The organism is Streptomyces sp. NPDC057099, assembly GCF_042671245.1.
GTDB lineage: Bacteria > Actinomycetota > Actinomycetes > Streptomycetales > Streptomycetaceae > Streptomyces > Streptomyces purpurascens.
Genome location: NZ_JBHUTX010000003.1, coordinates 422474 through 439872, shown reverse-complemented (window position 1 = coordinate 439872; position 17399 = coordinate 422474). Strand labels below are relative to the sequence as shown.

The following is a 17399-nucleotide window of genomic DNA, read 5'->3' as shown; positions in this document are numbered from 1 at the left end:
GGTGGGTGGCACATGCCACCCACCCGATGCGTCGGCGTACCCGCAGAGCTTTCTCAGGACTGCGGACGGCTGCCGTGGTTCGCGCCGTTCTTGCGGCGGGCCTTCTTCTTGCGACGTCGCTTCGAGGACATCGAACCTCCTCTTTCTTGCTTCTTGGTCACTGTCCACCGGCTTGTCGCATCCGGTGATCACAGAGCGCCTTTCCAGCCGTCGCTACGGCAAACACACCCGATGCGGATGCACATGGGTGGCCTACGTCACGGTGGTGGCCTGGGCGGTCCCTGGTCAGTCCGCCCGCACGGGATGCGTGAGGTTGGTTCCGGTCGCCGGGTCGAACACATGGGCCTTGGCCATGTCGACCCGCAGCTCCACCGGTTCTCCCTCGCGGGCACGCGTGGCGGCGTCCAGGCGGGCCACGAGGTGACTGGTGTCGGCGCCGGTGTCGCGCAGGCCGGACTCCTTGGCGAGCTCCTCCAGCTCGGCGGTCTTCACGGGCCCGCCCTCCGCCGCGAAGTAGACATACGCGTCGGAGCCCAGTGACTCCAGTACCTCCACGGTGGCGGTGAAGACCGGGCCGGTCCGGTCCCGGTCATGGGACAGGGCCAGGTCCGCGAATGCCTCCGGTCGCAGTCCGAGGATGACCTCGCGGGGAGCGTTCTGGCGTTCCAGCGACTGCCGCGTACGGTCGTCGAGGGTCAGGTCGCCCAGGGGCGAGCGCAGGGCACCGCCCTCCAGAGTGGCGTTCAGGAAGTTCATCGCCGGGGAGCCGATGAAGCCCGCGACGAAGATGTTGCGCGGCAGGTCGTACAGCTCGGCCGGTGTGCCGATCTGCTGGACCAGGCCCTGTCGCATGACCACGACGCGGTCGCCCAGCGTCATCGCCTCGGTCTGGTCGTGGGTGACGTACACGGTGGTCGTGCCGAGGCTCCGCTGCAGCCGGGAGATCTGGGTGCGCATCTGCACCCGGAGTTTGGCGTCCAGGTTGGACAGCGGCTCGTCCATCAGGAACGCCTTGGGATCACGGACGATCGCCCGGCCCATGGCCACCCGCTGGCGCTGACCGCCCGAGAGGTTGGCGGGCTTGCGGTCGAGGTGCTCGGTCAGGTCGAGAACGCGGGCGGCCTCCGTGACCTTGGCGTCGATGGTGGCCTTGTCCACCTTGGCCAGGCGCAGCGGGAAGCCCATGTTCTCCCGGACGTTCATGTGCGGATACAGGGCGTAGCTCTGGAACACCATGGCGACGTCGCGTTCCTTGGGAGCCAGGTCGTTGACGACTCGGCCCCCGATGCGCAGGGTGCCCTCGGTGATGTCCTCGAGTCCGGCGATCATGTTCAGGGTGGTGGACTTGCCGCAGCCGGACGGACCGACCAGGATCACGAACTCGCCGTCGGCGATGTCGAGGTCCACGTCCTTCACGGCGAGGGACCCGTCGGGAAAGCGCTTGGTGACTCCCTCGAGGATGATCTCGGCCATGGGTGGTGCCTCCTTGCCTTCCCCGTTCAGCCCTTGACTGCCCCGGAGGTCAGTCCGGCGACGATCCGCCGCTGGAAGAGCAGGACGAAAACGATGATCGGGATGGTGATCACCACAGCGGCGGCGGCGATCGACCCTGTGGGCTGCTGGAACTGGGAGCTCCCGGTGAAGAACGCGATCGCGGCCGGCACGGTGCGCGCGGACTCGGTGGACGTCAGCGAGATCGCGAACAGGAAGTCGTTCCAGCAGAAGATGAACACGAGAATGGCCGTGGTGAACACGCCCGGCGCGGCCAGCGGCGCGATGACCAGCCGAAAGGCCTGCGCGGGCGTCGCCCCGTCGACCTTGGCGGCCTTCTCCAGATCCCAGGGGATCTCCCGGAAGAACGCCGACAGGGTGTAGATCGCGAGCGGCAGCGAGAAGGTCATGTACGGGATGATCAGCCCGATCCAGGTGTCGAAGATCCCGATGATCCGCTCGATGTTGAACAGCGGTGACACCAGGGAGATCGGCGGGAACATGGCGATCAGCAGTGACATGCCGATGAGTACCCGCTTGCCGGGGAACCGCAGCCGGGCCACCGCGTAGGCGGCCATGGTGCCCAGCGCCACCGCGATCACCGTGGCGATCAGGGCGATACCGATCGAGTTGATCAGCGCACGGGTGAACTCGGAGGTCTCGAAGATGCCCCGGTAGTTCTCCCAGGTCCAGTCCCTGGGGATGTAGTCGCCGTCCGTGAGGGTGCCGGGGTCCTTGAACGACAGCGCGGCGATCCACCACACCGGGAACAGGGCGTACAGCACCACCACCACGTTCAGGACGCCCCAGCGGGCGGCATGTGTCTTTCCCACTTCGGCCATCAGCGCTTCACCTCCGCGCCGGGTGCGGCGGTGCCGAACAGTTTGACGAAGGTGAAGGCGATGATCCCGACGCAGATGAAGATCAGGACCGAGATCGCCGACCCGATGCCCAGGTTGAGCGCGGTGAACAGGTTGTCGTACCCGAGGATCGACAGCGAGCCGGTGCCCTGGGCGCCCGCGGTCAGGATGTAGATGTTGTCGAAGATCCGGAACGCGTCCAGGGTGCGGAAGAGCAGTGCCACCAGGATGGCCGGCTTCATCAGCGGCAGCATGATCTTGGTGAAGCGCTGCCAGGCGGTGGCCCCGTCCACCATGGCCGCCCTCAGGGTCTCCTCGGGGACCAGCGCGAGGCCCGCGAGCAGCAGCAGGGCCATGAACGGCGTCGTCTTCCACACCTCGGCGAGGATGATCAGCCAGAGGGCGGGCCACTGCTCGGTGAGCGGAGCCTCCCCGCTGGGCAGCAGCCCGGCGAGGTATCCGAGGTCCGGGGTCCAGGCGTACTGCCAGGAGAAGGCCGCGACCACGGTGACGATCCCGTACGGGATGAGGACCGAGGTGCGGACGACGCCGCGCCAGAAGATCGTGCGGTGCATCACCAGGGCGAGCCCCATTCCGAGGACCAGTTCGATCGCCACGGACACGGCGGTGATGAAGGCCGTGACCCAGAAGGCGTCCCACCAGAACGGGGAGGACAGCACCGCCCCGTAGTTGCTCAGGCCCACGAAGTCCGCCCGTCCGGGAAAGCGGAGGTCGTACCGCTGGAGGGACAGATAAATGGCGTACCCGATGGGGTAGGCGGTCACGGCGATCATGACCACGACGGCGGGCGCGCAGAGCAGCCAGCCGAGCCGCCGCTCCTGCCGGGCGCCCGCCGAGAGGGCCGCCCGGTCCGGCGCCTCCTGTTCGTGCTGGTTCACGGGATCACACCCTCGGATCGCAGGGCATCGTCGATCTGCTCCCTGATGGTGTTGACGGAACTCACCGGTTTGATCCCGGACGGCGGAGACAGCGTGTGGGAGACCGCGATCGACACGTTCTGGTAGACCGGAGTGATCGGGCGCACGCTCGCCGATTCCAGGGCGGTGAGCACGTCCTTGGAGAAGGGGTACTCCTTCATGAACGCGGGCTCGTCGTAGAGGGCGCGCAGCGTGGGCGGCAGTCCGCCCTCCAGCGCGGCGGTGAGCTGGTTCTCCCGGTTGCGCAGGCACAGCGCCGCCTCGAAGGCCAGGTCGGGGTGGCGCGAGTAGGCGCTCACCGCCAGGTCGATGCCGCCGATGGTGGGCCGTGCCGGGCGGTTCGCGTCGACCCGGGGGTACGGCGCCCAGCGGAAGTTCTTGAACAGCTCGGGGTTGTTCGCCTTCATCGACGGATAGACGAACGGGTAGTTGATCTCGAACGCCGCCACCCCCGACTCCATGGCGAGGCGGTTCTGGTCCTCCATCTGGTTGGGCAGGGAGGGGTCCGCGGCCGGGGAGTTCGCCAGATCCCGCATGATCCCGGCGGCCCGCACGGCGGGAGGACCGAGGGAGGGCTCGGTCGCGCTCGCGTTGAGGATGGAGCCGCCCGCGCTGTTGATCAGTGAGTTGAACCAGGCGGTCAGGCCCTCGTACTGGGCGCCCTGGATCTCCACGAAGTGCGGTTTGCCCTGCCGGGCGAGAGCCTCGGCCATGCCCAGCATCTCGGCCCAGGTCCTGGGCGGGGTGGGCACCAGGTCCTTGCGGTACCACAGGAGCTGGGTGTTGGTGTTGTACGGGACGGCGTACAGCTTGCCCTTCCAGGTCGAGGTCTGCAGCGGTACGCGCAGGGTGCCCTCGACGGCCTGCCGCTTCGCCGTCCCCGTCCATTCCCGGATCCAGCGGGCCTCTGCGAACTCCGCCGCCCAGGTGACGTCCAGACCCAGGATGTCGAGCGAGTCGTCCTCGGCGGCGAGCCTGCGGACCATCTGCTGGCGCTGGCCGTCCGCGGCGCGCGGGAGCTTGTTGTAGCTGATCCGGTAGCGGCCGCCCGAGGCCTGGCCGCACCGGTCGGCAGCCTTCTGGAGCGCGCCGGAGTCGTCCGGGAAGTTGTACCAGTTGAGGGTGGGCGTGCCGGAGTCCTCGTCACCGCCACAAGCGGCGAGCACGGACGCCAGCAACGGCAGTACGGCGAACGCCCTCAGCCATCGCGTCCCTCTGGGACGTCCTCTCGCGTGCACGCGCTCCACACCTCGCTCCCGGACGGTGGCACGTTCTCGGACCTCGCAGCGCTTCCCTCCCGGCGAACACTAAAGACCATGTAATGCAACATCAAGGACATATCGCATCGAATCGACCACGTCGGTGAACCCGAGGGCGCGAAAGGGGGAGGGGGGGAGGGGGAACGAAAAAGAGGCCACTTCCGATCAACCGGAAATGACCTCCGACCCGCTACTCAGCAAGTCGGGACGACAGGATTTGAACCTGCGACCCCTTGACCCCCAGTCAAGTGCGCTACCAAGCTGCGCCACGTCCCGATGCGTCCCGCGCGGGGTGAACCGCGTGATCACGCAGGTCAACCCTACCGCACCTGGGGAGGGGCGTCGGCCTCACGGCCCTCGTGGTGACTGCGGCCGATCTGGGCCCCGGTCCGGCCGGCGAGGCCCGCGGTCGAGACGGCGACGGCGAGGACGGCCCACCAGGGGATCTCCGCCCTGGTCGCGTGTCCGGCGCAGGCCGCGACGGCCAGGAGCGCCGGGACCGTACCCCCGATCAGCCCGGCACGCCGGACGGGTCGGTGCCGCGTCTCTTCCACGTCGTGATCCCCCTTCGCATGCGCGATCGCGCGCCCCGGGGAGCTCGACTCCCGGGCATATGCCGCAAACAATACGCGAAGTCGACGGCAACTCCCTACCCGGGCATACGGGTTGAGACGGACACCGGGCGATGTGCCCGTAATCGCCTGATGTCCGTCAACGCCCCGTGGTCCGCTCCCCCGTCAGTGCGCGCCGATCAGCGCCCTGCCCGTGCCGTCCCCGGCCGGCCGGCGCGCACCGCGTATCGCGGCCAGGCCGATGAAGGCCATGGAGGACAGGCCCGCCAGCGCGAAGGCGGTGAAGCCCCAGTCGCCCTTGTTCGCGGCGAGCAGCTGGCCGCCGAGCCACGGCCCGAAGACGGCGCCGAAGCGGCCCATGCCGGAGGTCCAGCCCACGGCGGTGGCGCGGCTCTGAGGGGCCGAGCGGATGGAGACGGTCGCGTAGATCATGGTCTGGGCGCTGTTGAGGAAGACGCCGGTGAGGAGCAACACGCCGTCGCCGGGCGGGAATTCGAGGGTCACGGGGGCGGCGGTGCCGGGGACGCCGGCGATCTCGGTGTCCCCCGTGTAGTCCACCCGGCCGCCCGGGGTGGCGAAGGATCGCGCAACGCCTCGATCACACTGCCGAGGTGGGCGCGGACGGCCTCCTCGGCCGCCTGCGGGTCCCTGGCCCTGATCGTCTCGATCATGGCCAGGTGCTCGTTCAGGGATTGCTGGGGGCGCCCCGGCCGCAGGGCCAACTGGTAGCGGTGACGCACCAGTTGGGCGTTGAGCCGCTCCAGCAGCTCCACGGCCGTCCGCTGGCCGGAGAACTCCCGGACGCGGGTGTGCAGTTCGTGGTTGAGGTCCGAGTAGGTGACCGGCTCGCCGTCGGCCACGGCCTTGGTCATCGCCGTGCCGAGAGCGGTCAGTTCGGCCAGTTGCTCGTCGCTCGCCGCCACGGCCGCCTTCGCCGCGCACAGCCCTTCCAGGGCCATGCGGCACTCGGTGATGGCGACCGCTTCCTCCACGCTCACCACCCGCACCCGCGAACCGCGGTTGCGGATCCGCTCGACCAGCCCTTGTGCCTCCAGATCGATCAGTGCCGCACGGATGCTGGCCCTCGTCACACCGAACTGCTCGGCGAGTTCGTTCTCCACCAGCCGCTGCGCCGGTGCCATCTCGCCGTGCAGGATCGCCCGCCGCAGCTGCGCGAGCGCGTGCTGCTTGGCCTGCTCTCCGGTGCTCGGACGGGCTTGAGTCGGCATGCGTTGCCCTCCCTGAGTGAGTGCCTGTCGAACGTAAATCTAGCCAAACAAGATTGTCAACAATTTTGTCGGCTAGATTGCCCGCAGGTACTCAGTCAGGGAGGGCTTCGGTCAGTACGGTCGCCAGGGTGAATTTGGTGATGTCGGCGAGATAGCCGTAGTCGAGCGTGTCCGGAGCGTCGGAGGTCCGGTGGTAGTGCGGGTTCCCTTCCCCTTCGTAGGCGCCGATCGTGACGTCTCCCCGCGCCTCGAACGGCATGTAGTCACTGGCGAAGATGGGGCCGAGTCGCACCGGCAGCTCCGTGTGGTCCGCCGCCGCCTGCGCCATGACCGCGCCGAAGGCGTGCGAGGCGGCGTCGTTGCCCGGCACGGCGTTCCCCAGGTCGCGCTCCACCGTCACGGTGCCGTCCTCCGGAGGTCGGCCCACCATGTCCAGGTTCACCACCCGCAAGGCCGAGACCCCCTCGGCCTGGAGTGCCGCCGCGTACGCCGTGGCCCCCCACAGTCCCTGTTCCTCGCCCGAGAAGGCCACGAACCGGACCGTGCCGGCCAGGGCGACCGGGGCGAGCAGGCGGGCGATCTCGAGGGTCGCGGCCACCCCGCTGGCGTTGTCGTCCGCGCCCGGCGCCCGGGCTGTGGCGTCGTCCGGGTCCTGCATGCGGCAGTCGTAGTGGGCGCACAGGATGATGACGGGCCCGTCGGCCGCCGTGCCGGGCTTGGTGCAGATCACGTTGTCGGCGCTGTGACCGGCGTTGGTCCAGGTGCGTCGGGTCACCTCCGGATATCCCGCCGCCGACAGCCGGTCCACGACCTCGTCGGCGGCCGGTCCGATGAACGGCGAGAAGGTGTGCCGCGTCGGGAAGTTCGCCAGTGCCTCCACGGTGTCGCGCAGTGCGTCCGCCGACACCGACGCGACGAGCGGGGCGATCGACTCGTCCGCACGCTTGCCCGTCCTACCGCGTTCCGTCGGCACGAAGGGTTCGGCGGGGCTTGGCGGGTGGGCCTTGAGCGGTGGCGCGAGCGGCAGGCCCTCGAGTACGTCGCGGTCCATCTCCTGCCTCCTCAGCCGGCGTGGAGGTCGGGCCGGCAGTAGGCACAGCCGGTGTAGCCGCGGGCGAGCGCGTCCTCGGCGCGCCGGAAGGGCACCTTGCTCCCGGCGCCGAGCCTGGACCAGTGCGGGCAGGTGGAGACGTGCAGTTCGCCGCTGCGCGGGTTGCCGAAGAAGAAGTCCTCCAGTTCCTTCACGGCGGTGATCTGGATGGTCATCCGCCCCGCGATCTGCCCGTCCTGGTACTGGGTGGCCACGAAGGGATAGAGCCGGAGGTGCTCCGCGTGCTGGGAGAAGTCGATCGTGATGTCGGCCGCCACCCGGTCGTCGGGCTCCAGCGTGAACCCGTCGACGACGGCGGTTCCGCCTCCGGGCATCTCCAGAGTGGAGCGGACCGTGCCCGTCTCGGTCAGGGTGCAGCCGGTCAGCTCCGCGTCCCGCGTGAGGCGGGTCAGCGTGCGGATCGAGACCCGGGAGTCGTCCGGCAGGGCGGTCGCGTCCAGGTGCCAGGAACCGCTGGTCCGGGCGAGGCCGCCGCGCAGCGTGATCGACATGTGCGTCTTGCCGCCCGGCGCGGCCAGTTGCGGCGCCACGTTCCGCTGCGCCACGTTGTTGTCGAACCGCACCAGGTGCCCGTGCGGCACCGGTCCGTTGAGGGTGGCGGTGATGGCGGGGTCGGGGGCACCGTGCACGACGGCGACCAGGCATTCGTGGTCGGCGCTCTGCGGGGTCCACACGAGCGGTCCCACCCGCACCGCCCCGCCCGCGGGGATCGGCTGGTCGATCACCACCGTGCCCAGCGACCGGAAGTGCGTCGGCCAGAGCATCCCCGTGCCCGGATCGCACCGGAACGCCTCCACCTGGAACGCTCCGCTCGCGGCCTCCTGGGTCCCTCGGTTGTGCACCCGCACGTAGAGGAAGTTGGGCCGGTCGTTGACAGGCGGCTCGTGGCCGAGTTCGGGGTTGTCACCCGTGCTGATGTCGTTGTTGCGGACCCAGATGTCCGGCGACTCCCAGAACGGGACACCGCTCGGCACGGTGCCGAGGTCGGCGGGGTTGTCGCCGATGTAGACGTCCACCGGCCGCGGCGCCCACAGTCCCTGGTTCACGAAGGCCTCGTCCATCACCTTGCTGTAGAGGCCGCCGGTGAGCGTGGAGTCGGCGGTGATGCAGCCCCTGGCCATGCTCACGGCGTGGCCGCGCCCCGAGGAGGTGTCGTCCGGCACGATGAGCAGCATCTCCAGCATCGTCCTGTTGATCGCGTCGGCCGCCGCTATCCGTACGGCGGGATCGGGCGAGTCGCCTCCCATGCCCAGGTAGCACCGCCACAGCGCCGTGCCGAGCATCGAGTTGCGCAGGTTGACGCCGAAGCCGTTGAACGCCGGGGCGTCGAAGCGCTGGGGGACGTCGAGCCGTCGCTCGGTGCTCCACCGGTCGGTCGCGTTGTTGTCGAAGGGGAACGTCTCGGTGCGCCGGTGCCCGCCGGGGTTGAACCGGTCGCGGTAGATCGCGGGCAGCGCGTCGCAGACGCTGTGCTCGTACGAGCCCGAGCCGCCGTGCTGGGCGTCGAGCCAGTCGAACACGCCGTGGGTGTACTCGTGGCCGATGACACCGAGGTCGCCCGCGTCGGGGGCGCCGCCCTCGCCGAAGCGGATCCGCGGAGGTGTCAGCGTGCCGTGCCATTCGCTCTGGTCCTGGCCGTCATAGGCCTGGGCGTCGACCTCGACCTTGGCCATGTTGGTGTTGAGCGTCGTATTGCCCAGGGTGCGCAGATAGCGCGCGAAGGAGTCGAGCCAGTAGTAGGCGTTGGCGCTCAGGAAGGCACGGTCGGCGGGGTAGGGCCGGTAGGTGAAGTCCGGCGACGTCTCCTCCGGCTGGGGGAAGGCCGGGGTGTCCCAGTCGGTGCACTCGAACCAGTCCCCGTCGAGCCGGAATCTGCCTCCGGCGGCCGGGGCGACCTCCGCCTGGACGTCCCGGCAGGAGGTGTCGAGGGTGGCCGCGCTGGAACCGCCGTGCACGGTGGCGTCGTCGGACGCGGTCACGGGGTCGGGCATGAAGACTCTGAGACCGGCCGTCACGTATTTCCCCGCGAGGGCGAGCCAGAGCAGCTTCCCGGAGACGGCGTCCACGACGACCCGGAAATGCTCGAAGGGGCCGGTGGTCTCGACGAGCAGATCGTGCACGAGATGGAGGGCGCCGTCGGGCTTCTGCCCCTTTTTCAGCAAGGCGACCGTCGCGCTGGGATAGTCGCTCTCCGGCAACGGGGGCCTGGCCGTGTCCCGCAGGTACACCAGCTCGTCCCTGACGATTCCGACGGACGCGAAATCGCCCTGGAACGGCGCGAGGGCGTTCTTCCGCACGGCGTCGAGCGGCTGGGCCGTACCGGGGTCGGGGGCATCCGTGACATCGACCTCCGCCGTGTGATCGACCTGGATGACGGCGGCCTGGTTCACATCGGCCACGGCCTGGACGGTGGCGCCCACGATCGGCAGGTCGTGATGGAACTGCTGGTAGCGCACGCGCAGGGTGGCCGCGCCCTCGGCGGAGTCGACCTCGCGCAGGTCGATCCGCTCGGTCCTGAGGTCACGGGAGCGCGCCTTCATGAAACGGTCGATGGCCTTGCGAGCCGTCGGCGCGCGGGTCAGGGTCGCCCCGGGATCCGCATAAGTCCGCAGCACACCGTCGGCGTCCGCGTGTTCACCCACGTCCGGAACCATTCTCAGCGGCTTGTGGGCCTCCGGGCCCGGCATATTCCTCTGCTGTCCGGCGTGGTGCGCATTCATGAGATGCCTCCTCCAGCGAATGTGGAGGGAAAGAGGAGAAAACGCCAAGCCGCCTTGGCACTCTCGGATTTGGGGGTGTCGGAATAAATTCTAGTCCCGCCTGTCAGGGGCGGCGACTTGGGAAATCCCGCCGGAATCAGCCTCGTTGAAAACGAAACGTCGTTCCCCGGACTTCCAGCGTCGGCGTCGCGAGGTGCACGCGCCCCTCTCCCCCGGGTCGTTCGAAACGGTCGAGGAGGAAACGGGCGGCGCGGCGGCCGACCTCGTGGCCGGCATTGTCGACGGTGGTGAGCCACAGATGGCGCAGCCGGGAGATGCTCGTGTTGTCGTAGCCGACGAGGGACACGTCGTGCGGGACGCGCAGGCCGAGTTCCGCCGCCGCCGAGAGGGCGCCGACGCAGGTGATGTCGTTGACGGCGAAGACGGCCGTGGGCCGGTCGGGGCGGTTGAGGAGGCGGACGGCGGCGCGGTAGCCGCCCTCCTCGGTCATGTCGCCGGTCTCGACGACGGCCCGGTCCGCCAGGCCGTGCTCCCGCATCGTCGCCTCGAAGCTGCGGCGGCGCAGTTCGCCGACGGCGCCGTAGCCGGCGAGGTGTGCGATGCGGCGGTGGCCGAGGCCGATGAGGTGCTCGGTGACCAGCCGGGCGCCCTTCTCGTCGTCGCCCGCGACCTGGTCCACCCCGGGCGGCACCGGCTCGCGGGCGCCCGCCAGGACGACCGGCATGCGCGCGGCGACCGCGCCGAGGGCCGCCGGGTCGGGCAGGGTGCCGACCACGACCAGCCCGTCGACGCGCAGGTCCAGCAGCGGGTCGGCCGGGTCCTGGCCGGTGCGGCGGTTGAGGCGTGCGTCGGCCAGCAGCATGTGCAGGCCGTGGGCGTGCAGCAGGGAGTTCAGGCCGTCGAGGAGGTCGACGAACCAGGGGTTGCGCAGGTCGTTCAGCAGGACGCCGACCGTGCGGGTGCGCCGCTCGCTGAGACTGCGGGCGGCGGCGTTGGGCCGGTAGCCGAGTTCCCGGGCGGCCCGGAGCACGGCGTCCCGCTTCTCGGGGCGCACCTGGTCGGAGCCGCGCAGCACCAGGGAGACCAGCGACTTGGAGACGCCGGCCCGCTCGGCCACGTCACGGATCGTCGGCGGTCTCATGGATGGACCGTTCCATGGAGTCAAGCGGCTTGTCAAAGGCTTGACATCCACGGGAAACCGCGCTCAGGGTGGCATGGACAGGTTCTGGAACGGTCCAAAGAGGGGCTCTCATGGTGGACACGCTCGGCGTCGCCGTCATCGGATTCGGCTGGATGGGGCGGGTGCACACCCAGGCGTACGCGCGCGTGCGGCACCACTTTCCGCGGCTGCCCCTCGTCCCGGAGCTGGTGACGGTCGCCGAGGAGGTGCCGGGCCGGGCGGAGGAGGCCGCCGCGCAGTTCGGGTTCGCCTCGACGACGCGTGACTGGCGCGAGGTGGCCGCCGACCCGCGGGTCAAGGCGGTCAGCATCACCGCCCCGAACTTCCTGCACCGCGAGATCGGCGTCGCCATGGCCGAGGCGGGCAAGCACATCTGGATCGAGAAGCCGGTGGGACTGACCGCCGAGGACGCCGGCGCCGTGGCGGACGCGGTGGCGAAGGCCGGTGTGCAGGGCGCCGTCGGCTTCAACTACCGCAACGCGCCCGCCGTCGAGGCGGCCCGCGAGCTGATCGCCTCCGGGGAGATCGGCACGGTCACGCATGTCCGCATCCGGCTGTTCAGCGACTACGCGGCTCATCCCGAGGGGGCGCTGACCTGGCGGTACGAGCGGGAGCGGGGCGGCAGCGGAGTGCTGGGCGACCTGGCCTCGCACGGCACCGACCTGGCCCGGCATCTGCTCGGCGACATCGCCTCCCTCACCGCCGACACGGCGATCTTCCTGCCCGAGCGGGCCCGCCCGACCGGCGCCACGGCGGGCCACAGCCGCGCCTCCGGCGGGGAACTCGGTCCCGTCGAGAACGAGGACTACGTCAGCTGCCTGCTGCGCTTCGCCTCCGGGGCGCGCGGTGTCCTGGAGGCCTGCCGGGTCTCGGTCGGCGAGCAGAACAACTACGGCTTCGAGGTGCACGGCACGAAGGGCGCCGTGTTCTGGGACTTCCGCCGCATGAACGAACTGGGCGTCAGCCGCGGCACGACGTACCAGGACCAGTCCGTCACCACCGTGTACGTCGGCCCGGGCCACGGCGAGTTCGCCGCGTTCCAGCCCGGTGCGGCGAACTCGATGGGCTACGACGACCTGAAGGTCATCGAGGCGTATCGCTTCCTCCGGTCGGTCGCGGAGGGCACCCCGCACGGGGCGACGCTCACGGACGCCGTGCACAGTGCGGCCGCGCTGGACGCGATGGCCCGGTCGGCGGCCGGTGGTGTGTGGGCGGACGTGTCCGCCGGGGCGTGACGTCTCAGGTCTGCTTCTGGAGGCGGCGGCCGAGGAGGAACCTCACCGGCACGAGGACGAGCCACAGCCACATGGCGTGGGACCCCGTCACCAGGGCCAGCGGGACGGTCACGGCGAACACCACCACCATCGTGGCGCTGTCGACGAGGTAGAGCGTGGTGGCGGCCTCGGAGGGGATGCCGCCGCGGAGCCAGGGGCGTTTGGCCAGGAGGGCGGCCAGCGCCAGGTGGCCGGCGCCCATCGCGGCGACCGCCGCCGCGTAGACGGCGACCGAGACGGGCTCGTCGCCGTACTCCGCGAGCAGCCTGGTCGGGAAGGGCACCAGGGCCGCGACACCCAGTCCGGCGATGGACAGAGTGATCACCTGTCCGTCGATCTCCCGTACATCACGGAAGATCCTGCGATGGTCGTGCCAGAAACTGCCGAGCACCGTGACGCTCAGGGCGTAGGCGCCGAGGTCCGGCAGCAGCGCCCGCAGGGACTCGCGATACGCGGCGGGACCGAGATCCCGGGGCACGTTGAGATCCAGGACGAGCAGGGTGATGGCGATGGCGAACACACCGTCGACCAGGGTCACCAGCCGCTCGGGCCCGCCGTCCGGGCGCGATGTCCACATGGGCACGACGGTAAGGCACCCCGCGTCACACACCCGGGGCCTGCGGCGGCATGTTGTACGGCGTCACCACCTGGATCGCGGACGGCAGGGTCACTCCCGCCGGCGGCAGCGCGTCGTGCGCCCGCATGACGGTGTGGCAGGCCTCGCGTACGTCCTGGCGCAGGTCGTGGTGGAGCACGGCGGACAGGCGGTGCTCGCGCAGCAGCCGGGTGTTGTCGTGGTCGAGGTCGTGCGCGACGAACACGGCGCACTCGCGGCCGAGGTCCTCGAACGCCCTGAGCGTGGCGATGTTGCCGCCGCCGATCGAGTACACCGCGCGGATGTCCGGGTCGCGTTCCAGCGCGGCCCGGACGAGGTCGTACTGGGTGGCGTCCAGGCCCTGCCCCTCGGCGATCTCGACCAGCGTGCGCTCGGGGTGCCGGGCGCGCATCCCGCCGCGGAAGCCCATCTCGCGCTCCTCCTCGTTGCGGAAGAAGCCGCTGCTGAGGCTGGTGAGGATGTTGCCCGGCCGGTCGCCGAGCCACTGTCCCATCAGATAGGCGGCCGTCGCCCCCGCCGCCCGGTCGTCTATGCCGACGTAGGCACGGCGGGCGCTGGCGGGCAGGTCGGTCACCAGGGTCACGACCGGGATGCCGGCGGCTTCGAGCCGGCCGACGGCCGCGGTGACCTCGGGGACGTCCGGGGCCTTGAGGATGACGCCCTGCGAGCCGCGCCGGGCGATCCGGTCCAGGGTCCGCACCAGTTCCCCGACCGGGCCGGTCTCGCGGAAGTGGAAGCGGGAGCGCAGCACCGCCGGGTGCAGGGACGGCAGCTCGGCCTCCAGGGCGGCGCGGATCGCCGTGGTGAAGCGCTCGGGCGCCTGCATCACGATGTCGACCATGAACGTCCGGCCGACGAGCCGGACCTGGGTGCGCTGCCGGTCCAGGTCGGCTATCGCCCGGCGCACCTCCCGCGCGGTGCTCTCCCGCACCCCGCCCCGGCCGTTGAGCACCCGGTCGACGGTCGCCTCGCTCAGCCCCGCCTGACGGGCGATCTCCCGGATCGGGAAGGGGTGGCCCATGCGTCGGCTCCTTGAGGGGTTTTTGATGGCTGCCTGCTGGTTGTTCGAGGGGTTTGTACTGACAAGAATGACAGGGCTGCGTCGCTCCGTGACCCCGAAGGGACGACGATGTCCTTCACTTCCGTACACCACCGTGCCTGGCTGTCCGAGCAGGACTGCGATCTCGACGCGTTCCGCGCGCTGGTCGAGCAGGAGACGGACCCCGCCGACCATCCGCACGCCTCCGCCGTGGAGCGGAACGTGCCGGTCTACGACACCGGTCTGCTGGAGGGCGACCGGGTGGTCCAGGCCGAGCTGTCCCGGGCGCTCGCCGACGGTCCCGGCATCGTCGTCTTCCGCGGTGCGTTTCCCGACCCGGACGTCGTGGACCGGGCCACCGCCGTGTTCGACGCCCTGATCGCCGAGCAGCGCGCCTCGGGTGCGACGGCCGGCGACCATTTCGCGAAGCCGGGCGCCAACGACCGGGTGTGGAACGCGCTGGAGAAGGCGGCCCTGTACGACGCGGAGACCTTCGCCGACTACTACGCCAACGAGGTGCTCGCGCTGGTCGCCACGGCCTGGCTGGGCCCCGGCTACCAGGTCACCTCCCAGCTCAACGTGGTCAACCCGGGCGGCGCCGCGCAGAGCGCGCACCGCGACTACCACCTGGGCTTCCTGTCGAACGAGGTCGCCGCCGCCTACCCCGCGCACGTGCACCGCCTCTCCCCCGTGCTGACCCTCCAGGGCGCGGTCGCGCACTGCGACATGCCGGTGGAGTCCGGGCCGACGATGTACCTGCCGCACTCGCAGAAGTACGAGCCGGGCTATCTCGCCTGGCGGCTGCCGCGGTTCCGGGCGTACTTCGACGCGCACCAGGTGCAGCTGCCGCTCGCCAAGGGCGACGCGGTCTTCTTCAACCCGGCCCTCTTCCACGCCGCCGGCACCAACCGCTCGGCGGACATCCGGCGCTTGGCCAACCTGCTGCAGGTGTCGTCCGCGTTCGGGCGCGCGATGGAGACGGTGGACCGGGAGGCCGTGGCCAACGCGGTGTACCCGGTGCTGCTGAAGCGCCGGTCCGAGGGTGCCGACCAGGCGTGGCTGGACCGGGTGATCGCGGCGAGCGCCGAGGGCTACCCCTTCCCCACCAACCTCGACAGCGACCCGCCGGTCGACGGCCTGGCCCCGCCCTCGCAGGCGGATCTCGTACGGCGGGCGCTGCGCGAGGAGTGGACCCCGGAAGCGCTCCGTGCGGAGCTGCGGGCCGGTACCGAACGGCGAGAGAGCTGAGGAATTTCATGGGACTTCTGGACGACCGGATCGTCCTGGTCAACGGCGGCAGTCAGGGCGTCGGCGCCGCCGTCGCCCGGGCCGCGGTCCGCGAGGGGGCGGTCGTGGCCGTCACCGGGCGGCGCCCCGAGCCCGGCGAGGCCCTGGTGGAGGAGCTGATCGCCGGAGGCGGCAAGGCCCTGTACATACGGGCCGATCTGTCGGACGCCGAGCAGGCGAAGGCCTCCGTGGCCCGGGTCGTCCAGGCGTACGGCCGTGTCGACTGCCTCGTGAACTCCGCCGGGCTGACCTCGCGCGGGACCCTGCTGGACACCACGCCCGAGCTGTTCGACCAGCACATCGGGATCAACCTCAAGGGACCGTTCTTCGCCATGCAGGCGGCGGTCGCGGACATGGTCGCGCGCGAGGCGCCCGGCACGGTCGTCAACATCATCACGTCGTCGGCGCACGGCGGGCAGCCGTTCCTCGCGCCGTACGTCGCCGCGAAGGCGGGGCTGATCGGGCTGACCCGCAACGCCGCGCACGCGCACCGGTGGGACCGGGTCCGGATCAACGGGCTGAACATCGGCTGGACGGCGACGGAGGGCGAGGACGCCACGCAGAAGGCCTTCCACGGGGCCGGGGACGACTGGCGTGACCAGGCCGCCGCGAAGCTGCCGATGGGCAAGCTGGGGCAGCCGGACGAGATCGCCGACTTCGTGGTCCTCCTGCTGTCGGACCGGTCCGGGGTGGTCACCGGGTCGATCATCGACTGGGATCAGAACGTCCTCGGCGGACTCGACTGAGGAACACAGCGCGCAGCACCACCCCCTGTTGACACCAAGGAGCAATACCCATGCGTATCGGAATCCTCGGCCTCGGCCGTATCGGCGCCTTTCACGCCGAGACCCTGTCCGGGCTCGACGCCGTCGAGTCGCTCGTCGTCACCGACCCGTTCGCCGGTGCCGCCAAGGCCGCGGCCGAGCGGTTCGGCGCCGAGGTCGTGGACTCGCCCGAGGCCCTGCTGGCCGCCGGCGTGGACGGCATCGTCGTCGCGGCGGCGACCGACGCCCACCCGGCGCTGATCCTGGCCGGGGTCGACGCCGGTGTACCCGTCTTCTGCGAGAAGCCCGTCGCCAAGACCATGAGCGAGGGCGTCGAGGTACTCAAGGCCGTCCGGGGCAGGGACGTGCCGATCCAGATCGGCTACAACCGCCGTTTCGACACCGGGTTCGTCGCCGCGCGGGCCGCGGTCCAGGCCGGTGAGCTGGGCACGCTGCACACCGTGCGCTCGACCACGCTGGACCCGGCGCCGCCGCCGGCCGCGTACATCGCCGCCTCGGGCGGCATCTTCCGCGACTGCTCGGTGCACGACTTCGACATCATCCGCTGGGTGACCGGCCGTGAGGTGACGGAGGTGTACGCCGTCGGCGGCAACCGCGGCGCCGACTTCATCAAGGAGGCCGGCGACGCCGACACCACCGGCGCGATCCTCACCCTCGACGACGGCACGATCGCGGTGGTCTCCAACTCCCGCCACAACGCCCGTGGTTACGACGTCCGCATGGAGATCCACGGCTTCACGGACTCCATCGCCGTGGGCCTGGAGGACAAGCTGCCGCTGCGCTCGGTCGAGCCGGGCGTGACCTTCCCCGCGGGCACGCCGCACGACTTCTTCATGGACCGCTTCACCGAGGCCTACCGCGCCGAACTGACCGCGTTCACCGAGGTCGTCGCCGGCTCCCGTCCCTCCCCCTGCACGATCGAGGACGCCCTGGAGGCGGGCTGGATCGCCGACGCGTGCACGCTGTCACTGCACGAGCACCGTCCCGTGACGATCGAGGAGGTACGGGCGCTCTGACGTTCCGCTGCGGGAGGCGGGC

Annotated in this window: 15 protein-coding genes, 1 tRNA gene and 2 pseudogenes; 4 read left to right on the top strand and 14 right to left on the bottom strand. The window is 70.4% G+C overall.

Going from position 1 to position 17399, the window contains the following annotated elements:
* Positions 1-53 precede the first annotated feature (53 nt).
* The 12 genes and pseudogenes from ACFT4A_RS06630 to ACFT4A_RS06575 form a co-directional block, all read right to left on the bottom strand.
* Positions 54-131: a 50S ribosomal protein bL37 gene (locus ACFT4A_RS06630; protein WP_370443954.1), complete on the bottom strand. Its 78-nt coding sequence runs from the start codon at positions 129-131 to the stop codon at positions 54-56.
* 154 nt (positions 132-285) lie between these two features.
* Positions 286-1473 carry an ABC transporter ATP-binding protein gene (locus ACFT4A_RS06625; RefSeq protein WP_382826535.1) on the bottom strand — a complete coding sequence of 396 codons (1188 nt, stop codon included), beginning with the start codon at positions 1471-1473 and terminating at the stop codon, positions 286-288.
* A gap of 26 nt (positions 1474-1499) precedes the next feature.
* Positions 1500-2333, bottom strand: a complete 834-nt coding sequence (locus ACFT4A_RS06620) for a carbohydrate ABC transporter permease (RefSeq protein ID WP_382826533.1) — start codon at positions 2331-2333, stop codon at positions 1500-1502.
* Positions 2333-3250 (bottom strand): carbohydrate ABC transporter permease, encoded by a 918-nt coding sequence (locus ACFT4A_RS06615; protein ID WP_382826531.1) that lies wholly within the window; start codon positions 3248-3250, stop codon positions 2333-2335. The genes ACFT4A_RS06620 and ACFT4A_RS06615 overlap by 1 nt, the downstream gene beginning before the upstream one ends.
* A complete protein-coding gene (locus ACFT4A_RS06610) occupies positions 3247-4527 on the bottom strand; it encodes an ABC transporter substrate-binding protein (RefSeq protein WP_382826529.1) in 1281 nt (426 codons plus the stop codon). The genes ACFT4A_RS06615 and ACFT4A_RS06610 overlap by 4 nt, the downstream gene beginning before the upstream one ends.
* A gap of 223 nt (positions 4528-4750) precedes the next feature.
* Positions 4751-4824 (bottom strand) — tRNA-Pro (locus ACFT4A_RS06605).
* Between the two features lie 44 nt (positions 4825-4868).
* Positions 4869-5102 (bottom strand): hypothetical protein, encoded by a 234-nt coding sequence (locus ACFT4A_RS06600; protein ID WP_382826528.1) that lies wholly within the window; start codon positions 5100-5102, stop codon positions 4869-4871.
* 183 nt (positions 5103-5285) lie between these two features.
* Positions 5286-5594, bottom strand: a pseudogene (locus ACFT4A_RS06595) (MFS transporter); the annotation flags it as partial.
* 107 nt (positions 5595-5701) lie between these two features.
* A pseudogene (locus ACFT4A_RS06590) lies at positions 5702-6349 on the bottom strand (GntR family transcriptional regulator); the annotation flags it as partial.
* Positions 6350-6440: 91 nt separating this feature from the next.
* Complete coding sequence (locus tag ACFT4A_RS06585) at positions 6441-7400, bottom strand: M28 family metallopeptidase (RefSeq protein WP_382826526.1); 960 nt, start codon at positions 7398-7400, stop codon at positions 6441-6443.
* 11 nt (positions 7401-7411) lie between these two features.
* The gene (locus ACFT4A_RS06580; protein WP_382826524.1) at positions 7412-10180 is read right to left on the bottom strand and encodes a hypothetical protein; all 2769 of its coding nucleotides are present in this window, start codon (positions 10178-10180) and stop codon (positions 7412-7414) included.
* Positions 10181-10316: 136 nt separating this feature from the next.
* Positions 10317-11321 carry a LacI family DNA-binding transcriptional regulator gene (locus ACFT4A_RS06575; protein WP_382826523.1) on the bottom strand — a complete coding sequence of 335 codons (1005 nt, stop codon included), beginning with the start codon at positions 11319-11321 and terminating at the stop codon, positions 10317-10319.
* Positions 11322-11431: 110 nt separating this feature from the next.
* Here ACFT4A_RS06575 and ACFT4A_RS06570 point away from each other — a divergent pair, with 110 nt between their 5' ends.
* Positions 11432-12595 (top strand): Gfo/Idh/MocA family protein, encoded by a 1164-nt coding sequence (locus tag ACFT4A_RS06570; RefSeq protein ID WP_382826521.1) that lies wholly within the window; start codon positions 11432-11434, stop codon positions 12593-12595.
* A gap of 4 nt (positions 12596-12599) precedes the next feature.
* Here ACFT4A_RS06570 and ACFT4A_RS06565 read toward each other — a convergent pair whose 3' ends face one another.
* Entirely contained in the window at positions 12600-13211 is a 612-nt protein-coding gene (locus ACFT4A_RS06565; RefSeq protein WP_382826520.1) for a TMEM175 family protein, read from the bottom strand.
* 25 nt (positions 13212-13236) lie between these two features.
* Positions 13237-14271, bottom strand: coding sequence for a LacI family DNA-binding transcriptional regulator (locus tag ACFT4A_RS06560; RefSeq protein WP_382826519.1), 1035 nt, complete (start codon positions 14269-14271; stop codon positions 13237-13239).
* A gap of 108 nt (positions 14272-14379) precedes the next feature.
* Here ACFT4A_RS06560 and ACFT4A_RS06555 point away from each other — a divergent pair, with 108 nt between their 5' ends.
* Genes ACFT4A_RS06555 through ACFT4A_RS06545 form a run of 3 tightly spaced genes read left to right on the top strand, consistent with a single transcriptional unit; the run spans position 14380 to position 17377 of the window.
* Positions 14380-15537 (top strand): phytanoyl-CoA dioxygenase family protein, encoded by a 1158-nt coding sequence (locus tag ACFT4A_RS06555; RefSeq protein ID WP_382826518.1) that lies wholly within the window; start codon positions 14380-14382, stop codon positions 15535-15537.
* Between the two features lie 8 nt (positions 15538-15545).
* The gene (locus tag ACFT4A_RS06550; protein ID WP_382826517.1) at positions 15546-16322 is read left to right on the top strand and encodes an SDR family oxidoreductase; all 777 of its coding nucleotides are present in this window, start codon (positions 15546-15548) and stop codon (positions 16320-16322) included.
* Positions 16323-16372: 50 nt separating this feature from the next.
* Positions 16373-17377 (top strand): Gfo/Idh/MocA family oxidoreductase, encoded by a 1005-nt coding sequence (locus tag ACFT4A_RS06545; protein WP_382826516.1) that lies wholly within the window; start codon positions 16373-16375, stop codon positions 17375-17377.
* The last annotated feature ends 22 nt before the right edge of the window (positions 17378-17399 follow it).

Coding starts and splice junctions, on each gene's coding strand:
- ACFT4A_RS06545 (WP_382826516.1), top strand. CDS start 16,373: ATGCGTATCGGAATCCTCGGCCTCGGCCGTATCGGCGCCTTTCACGCC.
- ACFT4A_RS06625 (WP_382826535.1), bottom strand. CDS start 1,473: ATGGCCGAGATCATCCTCGAGGGAGTCACCAAGCGCTTTCCCGACGGG.
- ACFT4A_RS06570 (WP_382826521.1), top strand. CDS start 11,432: ATGGTGGACACGCTCGGCGTCGCCGTCATCGGATTCGGCTGGATGGGG.
- ACFT4A_RS06565 (WP_382826520.1), bottom strand. CDS start 13,211: ATGTGGACATCGCGCCCGGACGGCGGGCCCGAGCGGCTGGTGACCCTG.
- ACFT4A_RS06560 (WP_382826519.1), bottom strand. CDS start 14,271: ATGGGCCACCCCTTCCCGATCCGGGAGATCGCCCGTCAGGCGGGGCTG.
- ACFT4A_RS06580 (WP_382826524.1), bottom strand. CDS start 10,180: ATGAATGCGCACCACGCCGGACAGCAGAGGAATATGCCGGGCCCGGAG.
- ACFT4A_RS06555 (WP_382826518.1), top strand. CDS start 14,380: ATGTCCTTCACTTCCGTACACCACCGTGCCTGGCTGTCCGAGCAGGAC.
- ACFT4A_RS06550 (WP_382826517.1), top strand. CDS start 15,546: ATGGGACTTCTGGACGACCGGATCGTCCTGGTCAACGGCGGCAGTCAG.
- ACFT4A_RS06585 (WP_382826526.1), bottom strand. CDS start 7,400: ATGGACCGCGACGTACTCGAGGGCCTGCCGCTCGCGCCACCGCTCAAG.
- ACFT4A_RS06630 (WP_370443954.1), bottom strand. CDS start 131: ATGTCCTCGAAGCGACGTCGCAAGAAGAAGGCCCGCCGCAAGAACGGC.
- ACFT4A_RS06575 (WP_382826523.1), bottom strand. CDS start 11,321: ATGAGACCGCCGACGATCCGTGACGTGGCCGAGCGGGCCGGCGTCTCC.
- ACFT4A_RS06620 (WP_382826533.1), bottom strand. CDS start 2,333: ATGGCCGAAGTGGGAAAGACACATGCCGCCCGCTGGGGCGTCCTGAAC.